This window comes from Thiomonas sp. 13-64-67 (assembly GCF_002282795.1).
Classification (GTDB): Bacteria; Pseudomonadota; Gammaproteobacteria; order Burkholderiales; family Burkholderiaceae_C; genus Thiomonas; species Thiomonas arsenitoxydans.
The window spans coordinates 67,680-92,398 of the sequence record NZ_NCKP01000014.1 but is presented as its reverse complement, the minus strand read 5'-3'; the positions used below and the strand labels follow the sequence as shown (position 1 = coordinate 92,398).

Sequence of the window (24,719 nt, the reverse complement as noted above, 5' to 3'; positions counted from 1 at the left end):
TGACGCTGATCGAATCGGCCAAGCTGTGCGAGGTCGACCCCTGGGCCTATCTCAAGGATGTGCTGACGAAGCTGCCCACCTGGCCCAACAGCCGTCTGGTCGAATTGCTGCCCCACCACTGGGCGAAAACCAATCCCCCTGCACTCAGCACCTGACCTTCACTTCGGGTGTCAAGAGGGGTTGGCGGGACGCTTACGATAAATGGCACTCCGAGCCGCGAGATGCGCGGCGTCGGAGCAATGCATTGGCCAAGCGAGCGGAGTCGTGGGTCGTGACGGATGCGTTCTGGCAACGGGTGGAGCCTTTGGTTCCACAGCGGGTCGCGCCGGTCGACAAGGTGTATCAGCGCAGGCCCGGGGCGGGGCGACCGCCGAAGCCAGCGCGGCAGGTGTTTGAGGCGATTGTGTACGTGCTGCGCACGGGCTGTCAGTGGAAGGCGTTGCCCAAGGAGCGATTTGGCAGTGCCAGCGCCGTGCACAAGCGCTTCCTGGAGTGGGAAAAGGCAGGTTTCTTCGAGGCGCTGTGGAAGGCCGGCTTGGCCGAGTACGACGCCATGCAAGGCATTGCTTGGGCGTGGCAGAGCGTGGACGGCGCGATGACGCGTGCGCCGCTGGCACAGCAATCCGTCGGGCCAAACCCGACGGATCGGGGGAAAAAATGGGAGCAAGCGTCACTTGCTGGTGGACGGCCGTGGCGTCCCGTTGTTGCTCATCGTGACCGGGGCGAACATCAATGACTGCAAGCGCCTGGACGAGGTGCTGAGCGCGATCATGGTCAAGCGCGAGAGCCCACCGTCGCGGCGCCACAAGCACCTGTGCGCAGACGCCGGCTATCGCGGTGCCGACAACGCTCGCACCATCGAAAAGCATGACAACATCGCCCACGTCGTCAGCCGCCGCAAAGAGGCAGACATCAAGCGGCGTGACCCGACGAAGAAGGCGCGACGTTGGGTCGTCGAGGTCTGCCATAGCTGGTTCAACCGGTTGCGCAAGCTGCTGGTGCGCTACGAGAAGCTCGAGCGCAGTTTCGTCGCGCTCAACCACCTCGCCGCAGCGATCATTGCGTTCCGGAAGGTGCCGCTCCAGGTCAATATTATTTACGGATAGATTCTAAGCGCTCTATGGATTGGATTGACGTAGGGCTAGCCTCTAACCGACTAGCTGTTGCTTCTAACCGGACGAGGATGGCGCCTGATTGCGGTGGGATCGACACGCTGATGTCGGCCTGAGCAATCGGTGGAGTGATTCTCCTGTTGTTGCGTTGTGTGGGTCTTGCTGCAGCCGCGCCGATTACACGGCCGCAATCGCGGGTGTGTCATCGGCGCGGAACTCTCGGTTGTTGGCCAGCAACGCCCAGACAATCCGTGCATTCTTGTTGGCCAGTGCGACGGCTGCCACGTTCGGGTTGCGACGCTCCAGCAACTTGTGCAGCCAGCCCCCCTTGGCAACCTTCTGCTGGGCCCTGAAGATCACCGATCTCGCGCCGTGGATCAGCAAGGTGCGCAGATAGCTGTCGCCCCGCTTGCTGATGCCCAGCAGGGTGGGTTTGCCACCACTGGAATGTTGCCGGGGAACGAGGCCCAGCCAGGCCGCGAGCTGCCGTGCGTTGTCAAAGCTCTTCGCATCCCCAAGAGTGGCGACCAAGGCGCTTGCCGTGATCGGGTCGATGCCCGGAATCTTCTCGAGCTTGCGACTGTGATCGCTGGCGTGGTGCCAGGCCTTGATCTGCCCCTCCATCTCGGCGACCTGGCGATCGAGTTCCTTCAGATGTTCCATCAGTCGCTGGATCAACAGCCGGAATGCGCATGTCAGCTCGTTTGAAGCCTCTTCAATCAACTCGGGCACCCGCTTGGCGAGGTTCGCAATGCCTTGGGGAATGATCAAACCAAATTCACCGAGGAGGCCGCGGATCTGGTTGGCTTGCGCCGTGCGCGCCTTGACGAAACCTTGGCGCACCCGGTGCAGCGACAGCACCGATTGCTGCTCGATGTTCTTGATCGGCACGAACCGCATATTCGGCCGCGCCACGGCCTCGCAGATCGCCTCCGCATCGGCCGCGTCGTTCTTGTTGGTCTTCACATAGGGTTTGACAAACTGCGGGGCCATGAGTCGCACGGTGTGTCCGAAGCCTCCCAGCTTGCGCGCCCAGTGGTGCGCGCTGCCGCACGCTTCCATGCCGATCAGGCACGGCGGCAGGTTGGCAAAGGACGCAGCGACTTGATCGCGCTTGAGCTGCTTCTTCATGACGGTCTTGCCGCGCTCATCGACCGCGTGAATTTGGAACACGGCTTTTGCCAGGTCAATTCCAACAGTCGTAATTTCCATGACGGACGCTCCCTCTCGGTTCAAGTGGTTGAAGTAGTAACACCTGCACTTTGGCACAAAGATGCCGCTGCGGGTGGGGGCGTCCATCCCATTGCTTAAGATTCAGGTGCGCGGAGGTCATCTCGGCACAGTCTATGCGTCGGTTGGCGTTGCATCGTTTTGGTTGAGTGTTTCGATGCAGATTTATCGCGACCTGCAGCATTGGCACCTGGACACCAGCGACAGAGGCGCGCGAGAGGGAGTTTGCGACTTTGCGCGCGACGCGTATCGCGATGGGGCGCTTCCGGAGGCAAGTTTGCTCGGTGTGCGTTTGCGACTTTATTTGGCAGAAACAATTCTTGGGTGCCGCTTTGTTTTTTGCTTTGTTCACCTCTGCCGTTGAGGCGGCGCCGATGAACAAATGCGTGGTGAATGGCACAGTCACTTTTCAGCAAACGCCCTGCCCATCTGGTCAAGTGCGAAACCCGCCGTCAATCGAAGAACTGAACGCCGCTGAAAAAAAGAAGCGCGCAGCGCAAGCCGCAGCACAAGCCGCGAAGCAAACCACGCAACCACACGCCACATCGCTGTCGGGCTCCCCGGCTGCAACCGTTTCCGGTTTCACCTGCGATGGACGCATCCATTGCTCGCAGATGCGCTCTTGCGCCGAAGCCAAGTACTTTCTCGCCCATTGCCCTGGCGTGAAGATGGACGGCAACAGGGACGGCACTCCCTGCGAGCAGCAGTGGTGCAGCCGCTAACCCGAGCGCTTGTGCTGACCCGGCGTCTCACGATTTTGCCGTCCCGCCCTGCGCTACACGCATCACGCTGAACAAGGCGCCCAGCGCGGCCAGGCCGGTGGCACCCAGCAGGCCAACCTGAGGGGCGTGAGCTCCGGCCACCAGGTGAAACACCAGCGAGCTGGCCACGGCGCCCGCGGTCTGGCCTGAGAGCCGCGCGGTGGCTTGCATGCCGCCGGCCGCCGCGCTGCGTGCGCGGGGGGCGGCGAGCAGCATGTTGCGGTTGTTCGGCACCTGGAAGAATCCGAAACCCAGGCCGCACAACACGGTACTAGCGACGAGGGGCAGCAGACGCTGTTCCTGCGTCATCCAGGCGGCCAGCAGCAGGCCTGCAGCCAGACAGACGGCGCCAAAGGTGCAGAGGGCGGCGGTGGATACGCGGTCGGCCAGGCGCCCGGCGAGTGGGGCGGCCACGGCCACCGTCAGGGGCCAGGGGGTCAACGCCAGGCCAGTGACCAGCGCGCTTTCGCCGAGGCGGTTTTGAAAGTCAAAGACCAGGGCGACGATGCCCGCGATCTGCGCCGCGAAGCAGCAGATCGAGGCGAGCACCGACAGCCGGAACGCGGGCACGCGCAGGAGATCGAGCGGAATGAGCGGCGCTTCAACCTGCCATTCGCGTGCGATCAGCGCCGCAAAGGCCGTGACAGCCACTGCCATCAACACAGCGCCTTGCGCGGGGGAGGCCGCGAGCCAGTCGACGCCGAGCACGAGCGTGGCAAAACCCAGGGCATTCAGGGCCATACTGGGCAGATCGAGCGGGCGCTGACCCGGTGCGCTCTGCGGCAGCCTCCGCAGCGCCAGCAGGGTGATCAAGCCAACCGGCAGGTTGACGGCAAACAGCCAGCGCCAGTCGGCCAGCGAAAGAATCACCGCGCCGAGGGTCGGCCCGGCTGCTGAGGACAGGGCCACGGTCAGTGCGCTCCAGCCGATGGCCCGGCCCAGCATGCGCTGCGGCACGATGGCGCGCAGCAAAGCGGCGTTAAGCGCCATGATGCCCGCACCGCCCAGACCCTGAATGAACCGCGCGGCCACCAGCCAGCCGAAGCTCGGCGCCATGACACACAGGGCCGAGGCCAGAGTGAATACCGCGACGCCGCCGACGTAGAGCGTGCGATGCCCGACCTTGTCGCCGATAGCCGCGCAGGGGAACAGCGCCATGACCAGGGCCATTTGGTAGGCCGTGACCACCCAGATCGCCTGCGACGCGCTGACGTGCAATTCGGTGGAAATCGTGGGCAGGGCGACGTTGACGATGGTGCCGTCGAGCACGACCAGCACCGTTGCGAGCAGCACGCCGACCAAGGCCCAGAGCTGCCCGGGTTCGAGGAAGTCGCCAGTCTCGGTCTGCGCATGGGGCGCTGCATCGCGGCGAGACGGTATCGGTTTCACGGGAAAAGGCAGGGCATGGGGGGAATGATGGAACGCGAGCATGGATGCAAAGAACAGCATCGATGGACCGCCGATGGTTGCATTGATCTCTCCAGGCGGCTCCTAAATCCGCGGCGGTTCCTGCATCAGCGCGACCTGCTCGCGCAACTCCAGGATGCGGTCCTGCCAGTAACGCACGCTGCCGAACCAGGGAAACGCCGCGGGAAATGCGGGATCGCTCCAGCGGCTGGCGATCCAGGCGCTGTGATGCAGCAGGCGCAGGGTGCGCAGGGCTTCGACAAGGTGTTTCTCGCGATCGTCGAACTCGCGGAACATCTCGTAGCCGCGCAGCAGCGCCGCGAACTGGCGTCGCATATCGGCCTCGTCGCCCGAGAGCAGCATCCACAAATCCTGAATCGCGGGGCCGCTGCGGCTGTCGTCGAAGTCGACGAAATGCGGGCCCTCGTCGGTCCAGAGCAGATTGCCCGGATGGGAATCGCCATGCAGCCGGATCAGCGACACGTCCCCAGCCCGCGCATAGGCCAGGCGCACGGCGTCAAGCGCCTGATCGACGACGGCGAGCCAAGCGGCGCGCAGGTCTTCAGGCAGCCAGCCGCCGTCGAGCAACAAGTCGCGCGACGCCACGCCGAAGGTCTGCACATCCAGCGTGGGGCGGGCTTGGTAGGCACGCGCGGCGCCAACGGCATGGAGCCTGCCGAGAGAGCGGCCCAACCATTCCAGCGTCTCGTCCTGTTCGATCTCTGGAGTGCGCCCGCCCTGGCGCGCGAACAGGGCCAGCCGATGCCCGGAGACGGTATGCAGAGTGCGGCCGCCCAAGAGCAGGGGTGGCACGACCGGCACCTCGCGCTCGGCCAGTTCCAGGGTGAAGGCGTGCTCTTCCAGAATGGCCGCGTCGCTCCAGCGGCCGGGGCGGTAGAACTTGGCGATGCGCTGGCTGCCGTCTTCCAGACCCACCTGAAATACCCGATTCTCGTAACTGTTGAGTTGCAGCAGCGTGCCGTCGCAGCGCAGGCCCAGGCTGTCGATGGCGTCGAGCACGCCATCGGGGCTGAGATCGGCATAGGTGAGCTGAGACATGACTTTGATGGCCCCTTTGATGGCCCTTTAAGCGGCGGCTTGCAGTGTCTCAAGTTCGACGGCGATCGTTGCCGCTGCGCTGCTGAGCGACACCGCGCCATCCTGCACCAGACATTGCAACTGCATCGTGCGCTCGGTGAGGCCACCCAGAGCCTGGCTGACCTCAGGCGGCAGACGCAGCACGGTGAGGTTTTTCAGCCGCGCGAGCTTGCCCGCGTTCTGCTTCCACCACACCGGGCAACTGCTGGCATGGCAGACCACGACAACCTGATCCGCGCGCCCGCAGGCTTTGCGCACGCGGCTCTCATCGGGCTGGCCGATGTCAATCCACAGCTTGATCGCGCCGGTGAGGTCTTTCACCCAGATGTCGGGCTCGTCCACGTCGAACAGACCCTTGGTCAGGGCGATGCCCTCCTGCGCGGGGTGGCAGGCCAGGGTCAGGGCATGGTCGGCGTAGTAATGCCGGTCCATGTCGGCCACCTGCAGGTCGGCTTTGTAAATCGTTGCTTTCAGCGCCATAGTTTGAATTCTCAATCCTCAAGAGTGCCCCCAGACCTGCCGCGTTCGCGTCAGCCCCCTGAGGGGGACAAGAAAACTTGGGGCGGCCCTGCGTTTTCTCATGAGGATGACATTGTGCTTGCCGGGTACCGCAGCGCATCGACCACCACAGCCAGCGCGCGTGACGACTGGCGGCGACTGGCGTAGTAGAGGTGATAACCGACGAAGCGGGGACACCAGTCGAGCAGCACGCGCTGCAAATGACCGGTGGCGATGTGCTCCAGCGCGGCGTCCTCGGGCACGTAGGCCAGACCGGCGCCCACCAACGCGGCGCGCAACAAGGGGGAGCTGGTATTGAACACCCATTGGCCCTGCACATGAACGTTGAGCGCATGCCCGTCGCGCTCGAATTCCCAAGCGAGGAGGCCGCCGCGAGGAAGACGCAGGTTGATGCAGTTGTGCGTGGCGAGGTCTTGCGGGGTTTGCGGCGGCGGGTGTCTGGCGAAGTAGGCGGGCGTGGCAACGACGGCCATGCGCAGGTCGGGGCCGATGCGCACGGCGATCATGTCCTGCTCCAGACTTTCGCCCAGGCGCACCCCGGCATCGAAGCGCTGCGACACGATGTCGGTGAAGCCGTAGTCGAGATTGATCTCGACCTGCAGCTCAGGATATTGGGGCAACACCGCCTGCAGCCTGGGCCACAGAATGGTGTCGGCGGCATGCCCGGCCGCCGTGATGCGAATGAGGCCCGACGGTTTGTCGCGCAGCTCACGCAAGGCGGCGAGTTCGCTCCCGATTTCCTCGAACCGTGGCGCAAGCGTCTGCAACAGACGCTCGCCGGCCTCGGTAGGCGCCACGCTGCGCGTGGTGCGGGTGAGCAGGCGCAGGCCAAGCTGATTTTCCAGCGCGCGCATGCGGTGACTCAGCGCCGATTGCGACACGCCCATCTGCGCCGCAGCGCGAGTGAAGCTGCGCTCGCGCGCCACGGCGATGAAAGCTTGCAGATCGTTGAAGTCGGGAGAAGGCATTGATGAATTTCGCTCATAGGCTCATGCCGATTATTCCAGCTTATCAAGACAAGGATCGACGCCTAAAGTCTGCTCATCGCAACACAACGAGGCTCTCATGTCACTAGCCTTACCCCGAAAGACGTATTCCATAGCTGAGTCTGTGAATGCATTCAAAGAGCACGAATATCGCCATCCAGGAGCCGTTGCACGGCCTACCGCAAGCCGGGCAGTGACAGAAATTTCAACCCAGGACAACATCATGAAAACACGCACATTCGGCCGCAGCGGCCTGCAGGTCTCGGCCCTTGGACTGGGCTGCATGAGCATGAGCGCCCTCTACGGCCCGCCGGCGGACAAATCGGACATGATTGCCCTGATCCGCAAGGCGGTCGATCTGGGGGTGACGTTGTTCGACACGGCAGAGTCTTACGGCCCGTTCGTCAATGAAGAATTGGTCGGCGAGGCCTTGGCCCCGGTGCGAGATCGGGTGGTGATTGCGACCAAGTTCGGCTTCGACATCGATCCCGTCACCGCCAAACGCAGCGGTCGGCTCGACAGTCGGCCGGAGCACATCCGCTTGGTGGCCGAGGCGTCGCTCAGGCGCCTGAAGACTGATCGTATCGACCTGTTCTATCAGCACCGGGTCGATCCCGATGTGCCGATCGAGGAGGTTGCAGGCGCTCTGCGCGAGCTGATCGCCGAAGGCAAGGTGCGGCATTACGGCCTGTCCGAGGCAGGGGTGCAGACCATCCGCCGGGCGCATGCGGTGCATCCGGTGACGGCGGTGCAGAGCGAATACTCGCTCTGGTACCGCGGGCCGGAAGCCGAGCTGCTGCCCGTGCTCGATGAATTGGGCATCGGCTTCGTGCCCTTTAGCCCGCTCGGCGCGGGCTTTCTGACGGGAAAGATCGACCTCAACACGCAGTTCGATGCCACCGACTTCCGCAACAACGTGCCGCGCTTCGCGCCCGAGGCTCGGGCAGCGAATCTGGCGCTGGTCGAACTGATCAAGGCTTTCGCGGCACGCAAGGCCGCCACGCCGGCCCAGATCGCGCTGGCCTGGCTGCTGGCGCAAAAGCCCTGGATCGTGCCGATTCCCGGAACCACCAAGCCGCATCGTCTCGAGGAGAATCTCGGCGCCGTCGAGATCCACTTGCGCCCCGAAGAGCTCATGGAACTGACGAGTGCTGCAGCCAAGATTCCAGTGCAGGGCGAACGTCTGCCACCCGCCGTTCTGGCCATGAGCGGCCGGTGATCCGGCCCTGCGATGATCTGACATTCAACCAAGGACCACATCATGCAAACACGTACATTGGGCCGCAGCGGCCTGCAGGTCTCGGCCATCGGACTGGGCTGCATGGGCCTGAGCCACGGCTACGGGCCGGCAACCGAGAAGGGCGACGGCATCCGCCTGATCCGCGCCGCCTACGAGCGCGGCGTCACCTTTTTCGACAGCGCTGAAGTCTACGGACCGTTCGTCAACGAAGAGCTTCTGGGCGAAGCGGTGGCGCCGTTCCGCGATCAGGTGGTGATTGCCACCAAGTTCGGCTTCGCCGACGGCGTGGTGAGCCAGGGCCTGGACAGCCGCCCAGCGCACATTCGCGCGGTGGCCGAAGCCTCGCTCAAGCGTCTCAAGACCGACCGCATCGACCTGTTCTATCAGCACCGGGTCGATCCGAACGTGCCGATTGAAGATGTGGCCGGTACCGTGCGCGATCTGATTGCCGAAGGCAAGGTGGGACACTTCGGCCTGTCCGAGGCCGGGGCGCAGACGATCCGCCGCGCCCACGCGGTGCAGCCGGTGGCGGCGCTGCAGAGCGAATACTCGCTGTGGTGGCGCGAGCCCGAGCAAAGCGTGCTGCCGGTGCTGGAGGAATTGGGCATCGGTTTCGTACCCTTCAGCCCGCTGGGCAGGGGGTTTCTGACCGGAGCCATCGACGCCCACACCACCTTCGACAAGAGCGACTTCCGCAACGTCGTGCCGCGCTTCAGCGCGGAGAACCGCCAGGCCAACGCCGGGCTGGTGGAGATGCTGGGCGCACTCGCCGCGGCGAAGGGCGTGAGCCGGGCGCAGATCGCCATCGCCTGGCTGCTGGCGCAGAAGCCCTGGATCGTGCCGATTCCGGGCACCACCAAGCTGCACCGCCTTGAGGAGAACATCGGCGCGGCCGACGTGGTGCTCACACCGACCGATCTCACCGCCATCGAGCAGGCCCTGCAGACCGTTGCCATCGTCGGCGAGCGCTATCCGGCGCATCTGCAGCAGCGGGTGGATCGCTGAAGTTTGCTGCGCCCGGACTCTGCCCAATCAGGAATGATCGGAGCGCGGCGCGGCCAGATGCCCGCTGACGATGGCGCCGTCGTGCGGCTGCAGGCGGGTAAAGACGGGCAAGGCGAGCAGCGGCAACGCGGCCAACAGCAGAAAAGATAGATGAAAGGTCGCCAGCGAGGGCATCAAGTGGTGGGGCGTGAACAGGCCCAGCCACGCAGCGCCCAGTGAAACGCCGAAACTCACGGTGAGTTGCTGCAGCAGCCCGCCCAGACTGGTGGCGCGACTCAGGCGTTGCGCATCGATGTCGGCATAGGCCAGGGTGTTGGAGGTCATGAACTGGGTGGAGCGCACCAGGCCGTAGAACACGATGGCCGCCGCAATCCACGCCGTTTCGGTGTGCGGCCCGATGAGGGCGAAGGTGCACAGGCTGGTGGTGCAGGCCAGGGCACTGATCAGCAACAGGGTGCGAAAACCCAGCCGCCGCAGGGCGGTGCCGACGAACACCCGCACCACCGGCGAGGCCACGGCCGACAGAAAGGTGAGCGCGCCCGACTGCACCGGGCTCATGCCCAGCCCGAGTTGCAGCATGAGCGGCAACAGATAAACCGGCCCGTTCATCGCAATGCGGCACAGCCCGCCCGCCAGGGTGGCAATGCCGAAGGCGCGTTCGCGCAGCAGGCCCAGATCGACCGCCGGATGCTTGCGGCTGCGGCTGTGGTGCCAAAACAGGCCCAGCAGCGCCACCGCCCCCAGCAGCAGCGCGGCCAGCCAGGCGACCGGCAGATGGTCAGCGCCTTCCAGACAGACCTGCACCAAGCCCACCGCCAGGCCGAACAACACGAAGCCCCACAGATCGAAGGCTGGCGGCGCAGGGGCATCGAGGTCGCGGATGAAGCGCGCGGTCAGCACCATGCCCAGCAGACCGAAAGGCAGGTTGACATAGAAAATCCAGCGCCACGACAGCGCCGTGGTGAGATAGCCGCCGAGCAGCGGCCCGATCACCGGACCGATGATGGCGGGCAGCGTCGCATAGGTCATGGCGCGAACCAGCTGCGAGCGCGGAAAGCTGCGCAGCAGAATGAGGCGTCCGACCGGCGTCATCATTGCCCCGCCCAAACCCTGCAACACCCGCATGGCCACCAGCATGGGAAAACTGTCGGCCAGCCCGCACAGCACCGAGCCGGTGGTGAACAGCCCCAGAGCGGCCACGAACACGCGGCGCCCGCCGAAGCGGTCGGCGCACCAGCCGCTCAGCGGAATGAACACGGCTAGGGTCAGCACATACGCGCTCACCGCCAGACTCATCTGCACCGCGCTGACCTGCAGCGAGCGCGCCATGTCGGGAATGGCAGTGGTGACGATGGTGGCGTCGAGCTGCTCCATCAGAAAGGCGATGGCCACGATGATGGCGACCAGCGGGCGTCCTTGCTGAGCCGAGTCGTCCGTGTTCGGCGACGGCTGTTCAGCGGAAGGGGGGATTTGAGACAACGGGGTGGGCGTCAAAAAAACGAGCAAGGATCAGCGCTGGCGGTGTTGCGTGATTGTCCGCCAGGACACGAATCACCGCTGCGGCAGTCCCACTTGCTTTTGCGCCGCGCCGAAAAGCACAACACCCCGCCGGGGCGGGGTGTTGTGGGGTGCCGTGCAGACGAGGCGTTTACAGCCGCCGGGTTTACTGGCGCTTGAACAGTTCTACCAAGTCGTCGCGCATCGGGGCGGTGGCGGCGACGTTGAGTTTGTAGTCTTTGCCGTCGAAAGTGATCTTGTTGATCATGGCCTCTTTTTTGTTCAGATCCAGCGTGACGGCGCGCAGGGTGGCGGTTTCAAAATATTTGGCGATTTTGGGATTGCGCGCGGCGATCTCTTGCGGCTGCTTTTGCGCCCAAGTCGTGACGTGGAAAATCACACTGCCCTTGTAGTTGTGCTCGGCCAGTTGTTCCAGCGCAACTTCGAGCAGCGCCATGTTTTCTTCCTTCTTCCACTCGCCGCCAAAGGCGAGGTAAATGCCGTCTGAGGGCAGGAGGTGGGCGACGGCGGGGGCGATCTCTGCCTTGTCTTTCACCGACTCAAAGGTCAACCGGGAGTCGGCCTTGTTCACCGTCAAGGTGCCGCCAATACCCCCGGCCAGATAGTTGCAGATCACGGAACGGTTCACCAGAAGGCCCAGATGCGGACGCTGCATGGTCTGGGCCAGGGCGTTGCCCACCACCCCGCCGGCCATGATGCGGATGGTCTGGATTTCGCTGAAGGTCAGCGGCTTTTTGGCTTCTTGCGCAAACGCGGACGACGAAAAGGCCAGTGCGGAGAAGGCGACGGTCAACAGAGCTTTTTTCATGGGCTTCCTTTCAAAAAGAAAGCGTGAGTATCAATTAGTTACATGCGCTCAAGTCGATTCCATCCACCTCCGCTTTGATGCAGATCAAGCAAATGCTCGACTGTTGCGCAGCAGACCCTTTTCGCCACGCTTATGGCGAAAACGTAAAGAGTTGTGTGGAAAAAGTACGCTCCCGTCCGATGATCGCTATTAATTTACAGTGCCTTTCAAGGTCAATCCCTAAACTACGGCAGTTCCGTTGATCTCCAACACGAGACCCCGACACCCCGGGCGACTCGTCCCAAACTGCAGCCCTTGCAATCCGTTTTCGCACCGATGGATCAATCCCACCCTTCCAACAAATTGCGGCGTCCGCAACGGGCCCTGTTGGCGCTGAATCTGGTCGGATACGCTGCGGGCGCCCTCACGATTCTGGGCTACGGACTGATCGGGCTGCTGCCCACTTTCGTGGCCTGGGCCTACTTTCTGACCGGGGCGCTGGGCAACATCGGGCTGTATTTCTGGATACAGGGCCTGAGCGACGAAGCAGTTCGCACCAAAACCTACCCCACCTACGTCTTTCTGCTGCTCAACGTGGGCGTGCAGCTGGGCTTTGCCATCTGGCAACCGCAGATTGCGTTCATCGCCATGCTGATCCTGATTGGCATCGTGCCCATCGAAGTGCTGCGCTTTCGCCGTCGCCAGATCGTGTTCATGTACGGCCTGATCGCGGCGATGACCCTGATCGCTCTCTTGTTGAGCGCGGGCCGCTGGAGCATTCCCACCAACGGCTGGACGCAGCAGGCGCTGCTGTGGATTGCGTTCACCGAAGCGCTGGCTTTCAGCATCGCCACGCAGTTGTTCAAAGAGCGCTTCAGCCGCAAGCTGGTGCAGCACAACGAGCAGATCCGCGACGAGTACAAGACCTATCGCACCATCGCCCATCGCGATGATCTCACCGGCTTGGCCAACCGCCGGGCGTTCATGCAGAAACTGAGCGCCACGCTGGTCAAGCATCCGCATCAGGCTCTGGCCGTGGGCATGATCGATCTCGACCGCTTCAAGATCGTCAACGACCGTCTGGGCCATTCGGTGGGAGATCAACTGCTGGTGGCCGTGGGCCAGCGCCTGCGTAGCGTGCTGCGCCAGACCGATGTGCTGGCGCGGCTGGGCGGAGACGAGTTCGTGGTGATGTTCACCGGGTACACCTCGCTCGACCAGCTGCGCGCAGTGGCCGACCGATTGGTCAAAAGCATGGAGCAGGAGTTCACGGTGCAGAGCCACGCCCTGCAGATCGGGCTGTCGCTGGGCATCGTCATTCAGCAGCAAGCGCAGCCGGTGGATGCGCTCACCTTGATGCGCCGCGCCGATCTGGCGATGTACGCCTCCAAGGAAGGCGGCCGTCAGCAGTACCGCTTTTTCGACCAGCATATGGAAGACGCCCTGCAGGACCATGATCGCAAGCTCAACTGGGTGCTCGACGCGCTGCATCATAACCGGCTGGAACTGCACTACCAGCCCATTCTGTCACTCGATGGCGGCACGGCATCGGGCGTGGTTGGCGTCCACAGTGCCGAGGCGCTGCTGCGCCTGCGCGACGCCGACGGCGTGCACACGGCGGGCGCGTTCGAGTCGGTGCTCGATGACGAGCAAATCGGTGTGCCGGTCGGACGTTTCGTACTGTCTGCCGCGCTCGATCAGGCGCAGCGCTGGCATCTGCAGGGCCGTGATATTCAGGTCAGCGTCAACATCAGCCCGCGCCATTTTCTCGATCCGCAATTCCTCTCCGACCTGCGCGCCGCGCTGGAACGCCATCCGCAATGTCCGCCGGAACGGCTCGTGCTCGAAGTCACCGAGCATGGCTCCGAGCTCGACAGCCGCATGGCCAGCTTTGTCGTCAGCCGGTGCCGCCATCTGGGCGTGCGGGTCGCGCTCGACGACTTTGGCACCGGCAGCGCCAGCCTCACCCATCTGCAACAACTCGAGGTCTCGTCGGTCAAGATCGACCGCAGCTTCACCCGCGACCTGTTCACCAGCGGCGCCGGGCTGAGCATCACTTACGGGCTGCTGCGCACCGCCGCGCTGATGGGCCTGGCCGTGGTGGCCGAGGGGGTGAGCACGCCGCAACACGCGCTGGCGCTGGCCTCCATGTCGTGCCGACGTTTTCAGGGCTATGCCATCGCCCGGCCGATGACCGCCGAAGCCATGGATGCCTGGCTCACCACCTGGCGCTCGCAACTGCCTTGGGCGGCCTTGCTGCCCAAGCAGGCGCAAATCTCGCCCGATGCGATTCACGCCCTGGTGCAGCACAACAATACGGCGCTGCATGCCGAGCGCGGCACCATCAGTTCGGAAGAACGCAAGCAGCTCATCGAGCCAGATGCCCAGAACGCCTGCGCTCTGGGCTTGTGGTGCCACGAAAACGGCGCGCGTTACAGCAACCGGCCCGGATTTCTGCGACTGATGCGCGAACATCATGTGTTTCACAACCGGCTGCGCGAAGAACTGGCCGAGGCCCCGCTGAGCCCGGAGTCGGCCAGGATCAAGAGCCTGGGCGAGCAAAGCCGCATCATTCGGCACCAGTTCTGGAATCTGATTCTGCTGGGCGTCGACAAGCCCGTCGGATCTGACCAAGAGGAAGTCAACTCAACCGAATTCAACAGCGTGTTCGAGTCGGCTCCGGCCGAGTCCATCGAAGCGCCCTCCACCCCGCCAGCACTCAAACTCGTTCTGTGAGTATTTTTTGGTGAAATGAGCGGGCGCTGCAAGCCTTGCCGCTTGCATTGCCTCTGCGCCGCATGAACACTCCATCACAACAAGACGCTTTCGCTCGTGCGCAGCATGTCCGGCCTCCGCCACTCGTGGGGTGCCCGCCTGCAGCGTGCCGCGGCCCAGACTGAACATGACGCAGCGCGCCCCTGATCAAAACCCAGACAACCGCCCCGCACCGTCCACCGGCCTGCTGAACCGCACCCTCGCAGGTTATGTGCTCTACGCGGGGCTGCTGCTCGTCTATGCCGCGGCGGGGCTGCTGCCCTGGCTGGCTGCCGTCGCCTACGGCCTGCTCGGGGTGACGGTCAATCTGCTTCTGCTCAACTGGATGCTCTACTTCCCCCAGACGCAGAACAGCGCAGAGGATTTTCCGGTCACGCTGTTCCTGCTGCTCAACGCCGGGCTGCAGTTCCTGTTCTTCGCCTTGTTGCCGTCAGTGGGGGCGCTGTTCGTGCTGCCGCTGTTTGCGCTGATTCCAATCGCCGCGCTGCATGTGCGTCGGCTTCAGATTGCCGCCAGCCTGCTGCTGCTTGCGGCGCTCAGCGCAGTGGCGATAGGGCTCAGTCCTGGCCGAATTCAGTTGCCCATGGCGGACGGGCAGCAGCGCGCACTGGCATGGGCTGCCGTGCTGACCGTGCTCGCCTTCGGCGCCACGCTCATGATGACCGTCGAAGGCTTCAGCCGCGCGCTCATCAAGGACAACCTGCGGCTGACCAAGGCGTTCAAGGCGCTGCGCCGCTTCGCCCTGCGCGACGAGCTGACCGGGCTGGCCAATCGCCGCATCTTTCTCGATCACCTCAACGAGCTGATGCAGCGCCGCCCGAACCAGACGCTGACCATCGGGCTGATGGATCTCGACCGCTTCAAATCCGTCAACGACCGGCTGGGCCACATCATCGGCGATCAGTTGCTGGTCGCCGTGGGGCAACGGCTGCGCGGTGTGCTGCGCGAGGGCGATCTGCTGGCCCGTTTCGGCGGCGATGAATTCGTGGTGCTGCTGCCCGGCTACAGCACCGAACAGCAGCTCAGCTACATCGCCAAACGGCTGGTGAACTGCATCGAAGCGCCGTTCATCATTCAAGGCAACAGCCTGCAGATCGGGCTGTCGCTCGGTCTGGTGGTACAGCAGCCCGATGCGCCCGTCGACGCGCAAACCCTGGTGCGGCGGGCCGACATGGCCATGTATGCGGCGAAGAAAAACGGCCGACAGCAATACCGCATCTTCGATCAGCAGATGGAAGACGCCATGCAGGAGCGGCACCGCAAGCTGCAATGGGTGCAGTCGGCGCTGCGCGACAACCGGCTGGAACTGCAGTATCAGCCGATCCTGTCTCTGCAGGCGGCATCGGCCGCCAAAGGGGCGGAACCGCAGGTGCAGATCGACGGCGCCGAAGCCCTGCTGCGGCTGCGCGACGCGGCGGGCCTGCACCGCGCAGCGACTTTCGAGGCCGTGCTCGACGACGACACCCTGGCCGTGGCGGTGGGCCGTTTCGTGCTGGCCGCGGCCATGCGCCAGGCCGACGCCTGGTTCGGTGCGGGGCGCGCGCTGCAGATCAGCGTCAACATCAGCCCGCGGCATTTTCTCGATCCGCAATTTCTCTCCGACCTGCGCAGCGTGCTGGCCCAGCATCCGCAGTGCCCGCCCGGGCTGCTGGCGCTGGAGCTGACCGAGCACGGCTCCGAGCTCGACGGCGCGATGGCGCGCTTCATGGTCGCGCAATGCCGTCAATTAGGCGTGCAGGTCATCCTCGACGACTTCGGCACTGGCAGCGCCAGCCTGATCCACTTGCAGCAGCTCGAAATCACCTCGGTCAAGATCGACCGCAGCTTCACCCATGACCTGTTCACCAGCGGCGCGGGCCTGAGCATTTCCTACGGCCTGCTGCGCATCGCCGAGCTCATGGGGCTGGAAGTGATCGGCGAAGGCGTGGGCTCGGCGCAGCATGCGCTGGCGCTGTCGTCCATGGGCTGTCGGCGCTTTCAGGGCTACGCCATTTCGCCGCCGCTGTCGCTGTCCGACTTCGAAGTCTGGCTGGCCAACTGGCCCCAACTCATCCCCTGGACGGCCTCGCTGCGCCACCAGCCGGCCATCTCGGCCGATGCCATTCAGGCCCTGGTGTGGCACAACGCCGTGGCGCTGCGCGCGCAGCAAGACACCCTGAGCGAGAGTGAGCGTCAGCAGTTTCTCAAGCCGAACGCCGCGCTGCAAAGCGAGCTGGGTCTTTGGTGCCAGACCCATCAGGCGATGTATGAAGATCGGCCCGCGTTCCTGCGCCTGATTCGCGAGCTGCACATCTTTCACACCCGGCTGCGCGAGCAGCTGGCGACCAGGGCGCCGATCGAGCCGGCGCAGGCCGCGCAGCTCAAGGCGCACAGCCGCGTGGTGCGGCATCAGTTCTGGAATCTGGTGCTGGTGAACATTCCGCCCATGGCGGCGGAATCGGCGTCGCGCCAAGCGGGCCGAGATGCCGACCGAAACGCCGACTCGCGCTCCGGCGGTTTCGACAGCTCGATGCACCCCACCTTGCCGCTATAACGCTCATGAGAAAACGCCGGGCCGCCCCAAGTTTTCTCATCCCCCTCGGGGGGCCTGACGCGAACGCGGCAGGTCTGGGGGCGCTCTCAGCTTGACGCCACCACCCGCACCTGCTGCGCGGCGAGCTTGGCGTTGGCGCGCGCGGCGTCGGTCGATTCGGCGCGGGCCAGCGCCACGCCCATGCGGCGCTTCACAAAACTCTCGGGTTTGCCGAACAGCCGCAGATCAGTTCCGGGTATGGCCAGCGCCGCCTCCACCCCTTCAAAGCGCACGCCGCGCGCCTCGACTCCGCCGTAGATCACCGCGCTGGCGCCCGCGGTCTTGAGCGACGGGTCCACCGGCAGGCCGAGTATGGCCCGGGCGTGCAGCTCGAACTCGCTCTGCCACTGGGTGATGAGGGTAACCAGCCCAGTGTCGTGCGGGCGCGGGCTGACCTCGCTGAACCACACCTGCTCGCCCTTGACGAACAGTTCCACGCCAAAAATGCCGCGCCCGCCCAGCGCCTCGGTGATGCGCCGCGCCATATCGCGGCTGCGCTCCAGCGCCACCGGGTTCATGGGGTGCGGCTGCCAGCTTTCCACATAGTCGCCAGCCACTTGCACATGGCCGATGGGTTCACAGAAGTCGGTGCGTGCAGCGCCGTCGGCGCCCATGCTGCGCACGGTGAGCTGGGTGATTTCATAATCGAAGTCGATGAAGCCCTCGACGATCACACGGCTCTGCGCCACGCGCCCGCCCGACATCGCGGCCTCCCAGGCGGGGCGCACGTCGGCCGGGCCGTCGAGCTTGCTCTGCCCCTTGCCCGAGGAACTCATCACCGGCTTGACCACGCAGGGATAGCCGATGCCGCCATCGATCGCGGCCTGCAGTTGCTCCAGCGAATCGGCGAAGGCATAGGGCGAGGTGGCCAGACCCAGCTCTTCGGCGGCCAGTCGGCGGATGCCTTCGCGGTTCATGGTCAGCCGCGCCGCGCGGGCTGTGGGAATGACGGTCACCACACCGGCAGCCTCCAGTTCTTCGAGCACTGGCGTGGCGATGGCCTCGATTTCCGGCACCACCAGATGCGGCTTTTCCTGCAGGATGAGGGCGCGCAAGGCCTCGGGATCGGTCATTTGAATCGTGCGGGCATGGTGCGCCACCTGCTGCCCCGGCGCGTGGTCGTAGCGGTCCACCGCAATGGTTTCCACGCCCAGGCGCTGCAGCGCGATGAGCACTTCCTTGCCCAGTTCGCCCGCGCCGAGCAGCATCACGCGGGTGGCCGAAGGGGAAAGCGGGGTGCCAAGGGTCGTCATGTCAAAGTCCTTCACGATTTAGAAAGCGCCGGCCAGGGCATTGACCGTCAGCGCCAGAATCACCACATTGAAAAAGAACGCCGCCACGCTGTGCAGCAACACCAGATGGCGCACATGCCGCCCGGCGATGTTCACGTCCGAGGTCTGAAAGGTCATGCTCAGCACCACGGAGAAATAGAGATAGTCCCAATAATCGGGCACCTGATTGTTGGGGAACATCAGCGCAGGCGTGCCCGCCGTGCGCGCGGCGTAGTCGCTATGGGCGTATTGCAGGGCGAAGATCACCGAAAAAAACAGCCAGGACAGAACGATGCTGCTTCCGGCCAGCGCCAGCGCGCCGGGGTGACCGCGCACCGCATGCAACTCCACCGACAGCGCAGCGAATACCGCTCCCGACAGCACCAGGCTGAACAGCAGCACCGTCCAGCGTCCTTCGGCCTCCAGCTCGGTGCGGCGCTTGAGCGTTTCGGTCGTGGCGTGCGCCATCATCCAGGCGGTGCTGACGAGAAACAGCAGCGCACTGGCGTCGAACGCCCAGAGCAGCGCAATGGTGTGCGGCAAAGTGGCACTGAGCACCGACCACAGCACCACGCCCAGCGCAATGGCCGCGCTCAAACGCGGGCGGTGGCTGAGTGTGCGGTAGAGGGTGAGAAGCGGATTGCGCATGGGGCATGAAGTGTAGGGTGAGTTCAAAGCGACATGCCCGGCGATGAATCCCTAGAATTGCGCACCGCAACATCGCCCCCGCCCCCCTCCCTTCACGACCAAGGTTCGCCATGACCGCCGACACGTCCACCGACTTCCCCGATCTGTCGCATATCGCCCCCCGCGAAAAAGCCGAAATCCTCGCCCAGGCCCTGCCCTATATCCGCAAATTTCACGGCAAAACTCTGGTCATCAAATACGGCGGCAACGCCATGACCGACCCGGCCCTGCAGCAAGACTTTGCCGAGGACGTGGTGCTGCTCAAGCTGGTGGGCATGAACCCGGTGGTGGTGCATGGCGGCGGCCCGCAGATCGACGAGGCTTTGAACCGCGTAGGCAAAAAAGGCACTTTCGTGCAAGGCATGCGAGTGACCGACGACGAAACCATGGAAGTGGTGGAATGGGTGCTGGCCGGCCAGGTGCAGCAAGACATCGTCGGCCTGATCAACCACGCCGGCGGCAAGGCAGTGGGACTGACCGGGCGAGACGGCGGCTTGATTCGCGCGCGCAAACTGCGCATGCGCGACCGCGAGAATCCGACAGCCGAGATCGACGTGGGCCAGGTGGGCGAAGTGGCCGCCATCGATCCCGCGGTGGTCAAGGCGCTGCAGGACGATCAGTTCATTCCGGTCATCTCGCCCATCGGCTTCGGCGAGGACAACGCCTCGTTCAATATCAACGCCGACGTGGTGGCAGGCAAGCTGGCCGAAGTGCTGCGCGCCGAAAAGCTGCTGCTGCTCACCAATATCCCCGGGGTGATGAACAAGAAGGGCGAGCTGCTTACCGATCTCACCGCGCATGAAATCGACGACATGTTCGCCGACGGCACCATTTCCGGCGGCATGCTGCCCAAAATCTCGTCCGCGCTGGAAGCCGCCAAATCCGGCGTCAACTCGGTGCACATCGTCGATGGCCGCATTCCGCACGCCATCCTGCTGGAAGTGCTGACCGAGCAGGCCTTCGGCACCATGATCCGCTCGCATTGAGTACCCTGGCGCTGGCCTCGTTCAGCGGCGGCAAGGATTCGATGCTCGCCGTGCAGCGCGCCCGCGAAAGCGGGCTGGAGGTGCGCTGGCTGCTGGCCATGCTCGAAGAAACCGGTCAGCGTCTTCGCAGCCACGGCGTGCCGCTGGCGTTAATGCAGGCGCAGGCAGACGCCTTGGGGCTGGAACTGGTGACGGCCGCAGCAAGCTGGGACAACTACCAAGCCAGATTCGTCGCACAGTTGCAGGCGCTGACCGCGCGCGGCGCGCAGGTCGCGGTGTTTGGCGACATCGACCTGCAGGCCCACCGCGACTGGGAAGAACAGGTCTGCGCCCAAGCCGGTTTGCAGGCATGCCTGCCGCTGTGGGGGCAGGCGCGGCTGGCGCTGGTGGACGAGTTTCTGGCGCAGGGCTGGCACGCCCGCGTGGTATGCGTGGACAGCCGTTTTCTTGACGACGCGTATTGCGGTCGGAAGTTCGATGCCGAATTCATTGCCAGCCTGCCGCAGGGCGTTGACGCCTGCGGCGAGAACGGCGAGTTCCACACCTTCGTGTTCGACGGCCCGGCGTTCTCCCGCCCGGTGGAGCATCGCGTTACCGGGCTGACTCCCTGGACCGCACCCGCACGCTTCGGCGCGGTGCGCTACTGCTTTGCCAATCTGGATTTGCCACATGCCGCGTAATCCGGCTTGCGCAGCAAGTCAGACCGTCTGGCTGCTCGACCTCGACAACACCCTGCACGACGCCTCCTGGCGCGTGTTTCCGCTGATGAATGCGCAGATGACGGCCTTCATCGAACGCCATCTGGGCGTGGAGCGAGCGCAAGCCAACCGCATTCGCGCCCATTTCTGGCAACGCTACGGCGCCACGCTGCTGGGCCTGATGCACGAGCACGGCGTGGACGCCGCGCAGTTTCTGCGCGAGACGCACGACTTTCCCCACCTGCCTAGCATGTTGCGCTGCGACGGCAGCGAGCGCGCCGCGCTGGCGCGTCTGCCGGGTCGCAAACTGGTGCTCACCAATGCCCCGCGCAACTATGCCCGCCGCGTGCTGAAAACACTCAAACTCTGGCCGCTGGTCGACGGCCTGATCGCGGTGGAAGACATGTGGATGTTCCACAAACTGCGCCCCAAGCCGGATGCGCGCATGCTGCGCCATGTGCTCGCCCGCCACCGACTCAGGCCCGCGCAATGCGTGCTGGTCGAAGACACGCCCGGGCATTTGCAAGCCGCCCGCCGCATCGGCCTGCGCGGCGCGTGGATGGTGCGCTACGCCCGCCGCGCCGCGCGAGCAAGGCGCGATCTGCCGATGGAACGCACCGGCCTGCACGGACGGCCGGATTTCGTCGCCGCGCGCATCCGCAGCCTGAATGAACTCGGGCGGCTGGGTTGAAGCCGTCTGGCATCTCGCTCAACCCGCCTCCAGCGCGTCGCCCAGTTCTTTGGCGCGTTGATCGGCCGCGTGCAAGGCGCGGATGATCGTGGTCTGCATATCGGCCGCATCGAACACGCCCAGCGCCGCTGCGGTGGTGCCGCCTTTGCTGGTGACGTTGGCACGCAAGGCGGCCAAAGGCTCGCTGCTGCCCTGCGCCAACGCGGCTGCCCCGGCCAGCGTGGCTAGAGCCAACTCGCGCGCCTGCGCGCCGCTCAAACCGAGTTCTTCGCCAGCGCGCGTCATGGCTTCGGCCAGGTAAAACGCATACGCCGGGCCCGATCCCGACACTGCGGTGACCGCGTCGAGCAGGTCTTCACGCTGCACCCACACCCGCCGACCCGCCGGGGCCAGCAGGGCATCGGCCAGGGCGCGATCGGCCTCGCTGGCCTGCGCGCTGGCGAACAGCCCGGTGATGCCCTGACCGATGAGCGCCGGGGTGTTGGGCATGGTGCGCACCATGCGCTGCGCGCCGGTCTGCCGCTCGATGGCACGGCAGCGCACCCCGGCCATGATGCTGACGTGCAGCGCGTCGCCCAGATGCGCTCGGCAGTCGGCCGCGGCCTGCGCGAACTGCTGCGGCTTCACCGCCCAGACCACGGCCTGCGCTTCGCGCAACGCGGCGTTGGGCGCTTCCAGAATCTGCACACCGGGAAAGCGTTGCTGCAACCGAGCGCGTTGTTCGGCGAAGGGCTCGACCACGCGCAGGCTGGCGGGTTGCGCCCCCGAGGTCAGCAGCCCGCCGATCAGGGCGCTGCTCATATTGCCGCCGCCGATGAAGGCGGTGATGGGCAGGGAAACGGAGGAGATCGCAGGAGAAGTCAGGTTCGCATTCATACCGCACATTATTCCTGCAAGTCGGCGCCTGCAATTCACCGATAATTCTTGCTCCATGCGTGTTCTTGCCCTCGATACCAGCACCGAAGCCCTGAGCGTTGCGCTCAGCGTGGACGGCCGCTGCCGCAGCTTCGACGAAGCCGGCGGCCCGCGCGCCTCGCAGCGGCTGCTGCCTTTGTGTGCCGAGTTGCTGCGCACGGCCGGGCTGCAATTCGCCGATCTCGACCTGATCGGCATGGGCGCCGGGCCGGGCGCATTCACCGGGCTGCGCACGGCCGCGTCGGCGGCGCAGGGGCTGGCCTATGCCCTGCACCTTCCGGTGGCGCGCGTCGACACGCTCATGGCGCAGGCGGAAACCGCCTTTGCGCTGCTGCACAGCGACGGTACGGTGTTGCCCGATCCGGTGCAAGCCGAGCCGGGCACGGTGGTGCTCGTGGCGAACGACGCGCGCATGGGCGAGTTGTATTGGGAGCTGTTTCGCGCCCAGACATCGGGCTGGCAAAGTCTGCACCGGCCAACCGTGCAGCGGCCCGAGCACGCGGTGCTAGCCTGGGCCGAGGTGCTGGCCGATCTGCCCGAACATCTGGAGACCGGTGTGCTGCCCCGCTTGCTGGCCTGCGGCAATGCCTGGAGCGAACATGCAGACGCCCTCTCCGCCGCCTTCGCCTCGCACGCCAGCGACAACCCGCGCCTGTTCGCCCTGAACCGCGCGGTACTGCGCGCCGTGGCCTGCACGCCGTCGGCCGCCGCCGTGGCCCGGCTGTCGCTGCAGCAACACGCCGCCGGGCTGACCGTGTCTGCGGCGCTGGCGCAACCTATTTATGTCCGCGACAAAGTGGCCTTGACCACGGCGGAGCGCGAACTGGCTCGCGCTGCCTTATGAACGCCCGGCTGCGTCCGCACGACTCGTCTGGCGCCATTGCCCCGGCTGGTCAGTCGGCGCACGCCCTGCGACCGATGACCCCCGCCGACCTCGACGCCGTGGCGCAGATCGAAAACTCGGTGTACGACTTTCCCTGGAGCCGGGGCAACTTCGCAGACTCCCTCACCGCACAGTATCACGCGCAGGTGCTCACCGACGAGACCGACACCGTGCGCGGCTATTTCGTGGCCATGCCCGGCGTGGAAGAAATGCATCTGCTCAATATCTCGGTCGATCCCGCGGTGCAGGGCCAGGGTTTGAGCCTGCTGATGCTCGATGCCGTGGTTTTGCTCAGCCGGGCCGATGGCGCCTACCTGCTCTGGCTGGAAGTGCGTCCGAGCAATACCCACGCCGTGCGCATTTACGAGCGCTACGGCTTCTACCCCATCGCCCGCCGACGCGACTATTACCCCTCGGTAGATACACAAGGCCGCGCCAGCCGGGAAGACGCACTGGTGATGTCCGCGCAGGTGGACGATCTGCTGCAACGCCGCGGCCTGCGTCCAGCCTGACCGCGCCCCGTCCGCATGACTGAGCCCAGCCCTCGCCTCACCCCGCAAACCCTGCAGTGGACGCAGGCGCTCGGCTTGGGGCCGTTGTTCGTGCGGCGCGAAGTTCTGCGCGAGCAGCAAGCTCAGCTCGCTGTCGAAGCCGCAGCCGAAGGCATTGCAACGCCCGCCGCTGCAAAACCGGTCGCGCAACCGCCCAAGCCCAACCGCCCCGTCCCGTCGCCACGACCCACGTCCTCCATCCCCATCGCGGATGCCGCGCGGATTGAAGCCATCGCCCGCATGGACTGGGACGAGCTGCAAGCCGGCGCTCAGGCCTGCCGCGCCTGCAAACTCGGCAGCAGCCGACACCAGGCCGTGTTCGGCAGCGGCTACACGCAAGCCCGCTGGATGATCATCGGCGAGGCGCCCGGCGCTGAAGAAGACCGCCAAGGCCAGCCCTTTGTCGGCGCCGCGGGGCAATTGCTCGACGCCATGCTGCAGGCCATCGGCCTGGACCGCAGCGCCGACGACCCCGAGCGCGCGGTTTACATCGCCAATGTGCTCAAGTGCCGTCCGCCAGGCAACCGCAACCCCGAGCCCGAAGAAGTGGGCCAATGTGCGCCCTGGCTAGAGCGCCAGGTGGCCCTGCTGCAGCCGCAGCTCATTCTCGCTTTGGGCCGGTTCGCAGCGCACAGCCTGCTCGGCAGCCAAGCGCCCATCAGTCAGTTGCGCGGGCAGGTGCACGAGATCGCCGGAATTCCCGTCATCGTGAGCTATCACCCGGCCTATCTGCTGCGCAACCCGGCCGACAAGGCCCGCGTCTGGCGCGACCTGTGCTTCGCCCGCGATCTTGCCGACGCCGCGGCAGCAAAAACCGCAGAAACTCAGTCCGAGTCCGAATAAGACCGGCCTGTCTGCGCCATGCGCAACACGATTTCTGCGACTTTTTTCACGCTTTTTGGCGCCGCGATCACAGCGCATGGGGTTGACCCTGAGCGGCGCCCACAGGTCAATCCAGAACAATGTAAAGAATCAAACAAAGGGCGCAATGCCGCGTTTTGCACCGCAAAGTCATACCGGGGGGTAT

Annotated in this window: 23 protein-coding genes; 13 read left to right on the top strand and 10 right to left on the bottom strand. The window is 64.9% G+C overall.

The features are described 5' to 3' along the window. Both B7X30_RS05815 and B7X30_RS05810 read left to right on the top strand, forming a co-directional pair. A partial coding sequence (locus B7X30_RS05815; protein WP_286729773.1) for a transposase domain-containing protein occupies positions 1 to 155 on the top strand: 155 nt, incomplete at its 5' end. Positions 156 to 244: 89 nt separating this feature from the next. Beyond that, a protein-coding gene (locus tag B7X30_RS05810; RefSeq protein ID WP_286729764.1) for an IS5 family transposase occupies positions 245 to 1,106 on the top strand; the annotation gives its coding sequence in 2 pieces (ribosomal slippage) (positions 245 to 654 and positions 653 to 1,106; 864 coding nt in all). Positions 1,107 to 1,289: 183 nt separating this feature from the next. Here the strand turns inward: B7X30_RS05810 and B7X30_RS05805 are convergent. After that, the gene (locus B7X30_RS05805; protein ID WP_286729763.1) at positions 1,290 to 2,324 is read right to left on the bottom strand and encodes an IS110 family RNA-guided transposase; all 1,035 of its coding nucleotides are present in this window, start codon (positions 2,322 to 2,324) and stop codon (positions 1,290 to 1,292) included. Between the two features lie 251 nt (positions 2,325 to 2,575). On the opposite strand from B7X30_RS05805, the gene B7X30_RS05800 reads away from it, so the two are divergent. Further along, positions 2,576 to 3,064: an excalibur calcium-binding domain-containing protein gene (locus tag B7X30_RS05800; RefSeq protein WP_286729762.1), complete on the top strand. Its 489-nt coding sequence runs from the start codon at positions 2,576 to 2,578 to the stop codon at positions 3,062 to 3,064. A 27-nt stretch (positions 3,065 to 3,091) separates the two neighbouring features. On the opposite strand, the gene B7X30_RS05795 is transcribed toward B7X30_RS05800, so the two are convergent. The 4 genes from B7X30_RS05795 to B7X30_RS05780 all read right to left on the bottom strand — a co-directional run bounded on the left by B7X30_RS05795 (position 3,092) and on the right by B7X30_RS05780 (position 7,095). Next, positions 3,092 to 4,492 carry an MFS transporter gene (locus tag B7X30_RS05795; protein WP_286729760.1) on the bottom strand — a complete coding sequence of 467 codons (1,401 nt, stop codon included), beginning with the start codon at positions 4,490 to 4,492 and terminating at the stop codon, positions 3,092 to 3,094. A 102-nt stretch (positions 4,493 to 4,594) separates the two neighbouring features. Then, entirely contained in the window at positions 4,595 to 5,569 is a 975-nt protein-coding gene (locus B7X30_RS05790; protein ID WP_286729757.1) for a serine/threonine protein kinase, read from the bottom strand. A 27-nt stretch (positions 5,570 to 5,596) separates the two neighbouring features. Continuing rightward, entirely contained in the window at positions 5,597 to 6,088 is a 492-nt protein-coding gene (locus tag B7X30_RS05785) for a YaeQ family protein (RefSeq protein WP_286729754.1), read from the bottom strand. A gap of 98 nt (positions 6,089 to 6,186) precedes the next feature. Then, positions 6,187 to 7,095: a LysR family transcriptional regulator gene (locus B7X30_RS05780; protein WP_013104773.1), complete on the bottom strand. Its 909-nt coding sequence runs from the start codon at positions 7,093 to 7,095 to the stop codon at positions 6,187 to 6,189. Positions 7,096 to 7,336: 241 nt separating this feature from the next. On the opposite strand from B7X30_RS05780, the gene B7X30_RS05775 reads away from it, so the two are divergent. Together B7X30_RS05775 and B7X30_RS05770 are read left to right on the top strand one after the other, a co-directional pair. Further along, positions 7,337 to 8,332, top strand: a complete 996-nt coding sequence (locus B7X30_RS05775; RefSeq protein WP_286729752.1) for an aldo/keto reductase — start codon at positions 7,337 to 7,339, stop codon at positions 8,330 to 8,332. A gap of 42 nt (positions 8,333 to 8,374) precedes the next feature. Further along, a complete protein-coding gene (locus B7X30_RS05770; protein ID WP_013104771.1) occupies positions 8,375 to 9,358 on the top strand; it encodes an aldo/keto reductase in 984 nt (327 codons plus the stop codon). A 27-nt stretch (positions 9,359 to 9,385) separates the two neighbouring features. On the opposite strand, the gene B7X30_RS05765 is transcribed toward B7X30_RS05770, so the two are convergent. Together B7X30_RS05765 and B7X30_RS05760 are read right to left on the bottom strand one after the other, a co-directional pair. Then, positions 9,386 to 10,837, bottom strand: coding sequence for an MDR family MFS transporter (locus tag B7X30_RS05765; RefSeq protein WP_286729749.1), 1,452 nt, complete (start codon positions 10,835 to 10,837; stop codon positions 9,386 to 9,388). A gap of 184 nt (positions 10,838 to 11,021) precedes the next feature. Further along, positions 11,022 to 11,684, bottom strand: a complete 663-nt coding sequence (locus B7X30_RS05760; RefSeq protein ID WP_286729747.1) for a hypothetical protein — start codon at positions 11,682 to 11,684, stop codon at positions 11,022 to 11,024. A gap of 315 nt (positions 11,685 to 11,999) precedes the next feature. Between B7X30_RS05760 and B7X30_RS05755 the strand changes: the two genes are divergently transcribed. Together B7X30_RS05755 and B7X30_RS05750 are read left to right on the top strand one after the other, a co-directional pair. Next, a complete protein-coding gene (locus B7X30_RS05755; RefSeq protein WP_286729746.1) occupies positions 12,000 to 14,399 on the top strand; it encodes a putative bifunctional diguanylate cyclase/phosphodiesterase in 2,400 nt (799 codons plus the stop codon). Between the two features lie 166 nt (positions 14,400 to 14,565). Next, complete coding sequence (locus tag B7X30_RS05750) at positions 14,566 to 16,971, top strand: putative bifunctional diguanylate cyclase/phosphodiesterase (protein ID WP_286729744.1); 2,406 nt, start codon at positions 14,566 to 14,568, stop codon at positions 16,969 to 16,971. 86 nt (positions 16,972 to 17,057) lie between these two features. Here B7X30_RS05750 and purT read toward each other — a convergent pair whose 3' ends face one another. Then, complete coding sequence (gene purT / locus B7X30_RS05745; RefSeq protein WP_286729742.1) at positions 17,058 to 18,263, bottom strand: formate-dependent phosphoribosylglycinamide formyltransferase; 1,206 nt, start codon at positions 18,261 to 18,263, stop codon at positions 17,058 to 17,060. Between the two features lie 18 nt (positions 18,264 to 18,281). Continuing rightward, a complete protein-coding gene (locus B7X30_RS05740; RefSeq protein ID WP_286729740.1) occupies positions 18,282 to 18,929 on the bottom strand; it encodes a DUF1345 domain-containing protein in 648 nt (215 codons plus the stop codon). Positions 18,930 to 19,039: 110 nt separating this feature from the next. Between B7X30_RS05740 and argB the strand changes: the two genes are divergently transcribed. Genes argB through B7X30_RS05725 form a run of 3 tightly spaced genes read left to right on the top strand, consistent with a single transcriptional unit; the run spans position 19,040 to position 21,343 of the window. Next, positions 19,040 to 19,954: an acetylglutamate kinase gene (gene argB, locus B7X30_RS05735; RefSeq protein ID WP_013104764.1), complete on the top strand. Its 915-nt coding sequence runs from the start codon at positions 19,040 to 19,042 to the stop codon at positions 19,952 to 19,954. Beyond that, positions 19,951 to 20,634 (top strand): Dph6-related ATP pyrophosphatase, encoded by a 684-nt coding sequence (locus B7X30_RS05730; RefSeq protein ID WP_286729737.1) that lies wholly within the window; start codon positions 19,951 to 19,953, stop codon positions 20,632 to 20,634. The genes argB and B7X30_RS05730 overlap by 4 nt, the downstream gene beginning before the upstream one ends. Further along, the gene (locus B7X30_RS05725; protein WP_286729734.1) at positions 20,624 to 21,343 is read left to right on the top strand and encodes an HAD-IA family hydrolase; all 720 of its coding nucleotides are present in this window, start codon (positions 20,624 to 20,626) and stop codon (positions 21,341 to 21,343) included. Before B7X30_RS05730 ends, B7X30_RS05725 begins: the two co-directional genes overlap by 11 nt. Before the next feature lie 18 nt (positions 21,344 to 21,361). Here B7X30_RS05725 and proC read toward each other — a convergent pair whose 3' ends face one another. Next, positions 21,362 to 22,219, bottom strand: a complete 858-nt coding sequence (gene proC, locus B7X30_RS05720; RefSeq protein WP_286729732.1) for a pyrroline-5-carboxylate reductase — start codon at positions 22,217 to 22,219, stop codon at positions 21,362 to 21,364. A 55-nt stretch (positions 22,220 to 22,274) separates the two neighbouring features. Here proC and tsaB point away from each other — a divergent pair, with 55 nt between their 5' ends. The 3 genes from tsaB to B7X30_RS05705 are packed head-to-tail and all read left to right on the top strand — an operon-like array spanning position 22,275 to position 24,535. Further along, complete coding sequence (gene tsaB, locus B7X30_RS05715; RefSeq protein ID WP_286729730.1) at positions 22,275 to 23,102, top strand: tRNA (adenosine(37)-N6)-threonylcarbamoyltransferase complex dimerization subunit type 1 TsaB; 828 nt, start codon at positions 22,275 to 22,277, stop codon at positions 23,100 to 23,102. Continuing rightward, positions 23,099 to 23,653 (top strand): ribosomal protein S18-alanine N-acetyltransferase, encoded by a 555-nt coding sequence (gene rimI / locus B7X30_RS05710; protein ID WP_286729727.1) that lies wholly within the window; start codon positions 23,099 to 23,101, stop codon positions 23,651 to 23,653. The genes tsaB and rimI overlap by 4 nt, the downstream gene beginning before the upstream one ends. A 15-nt stretch (positions 23,654 to 23,668) precedes the next feature. Continuing rightward, positions 23,669 to 24,535, top strand: coding sequence for a uracil-DNA glycosylase (locus B7X30_RS05705; RefSeq protein WP_286729724.1), 867 nt, complete (start codon positions 23,669 to 23,671; stop codon positions 24,533 to 24,535). The last annotated feature ends 184 nt before the right edge of the window (positions 24,536 to 24,719 follow it).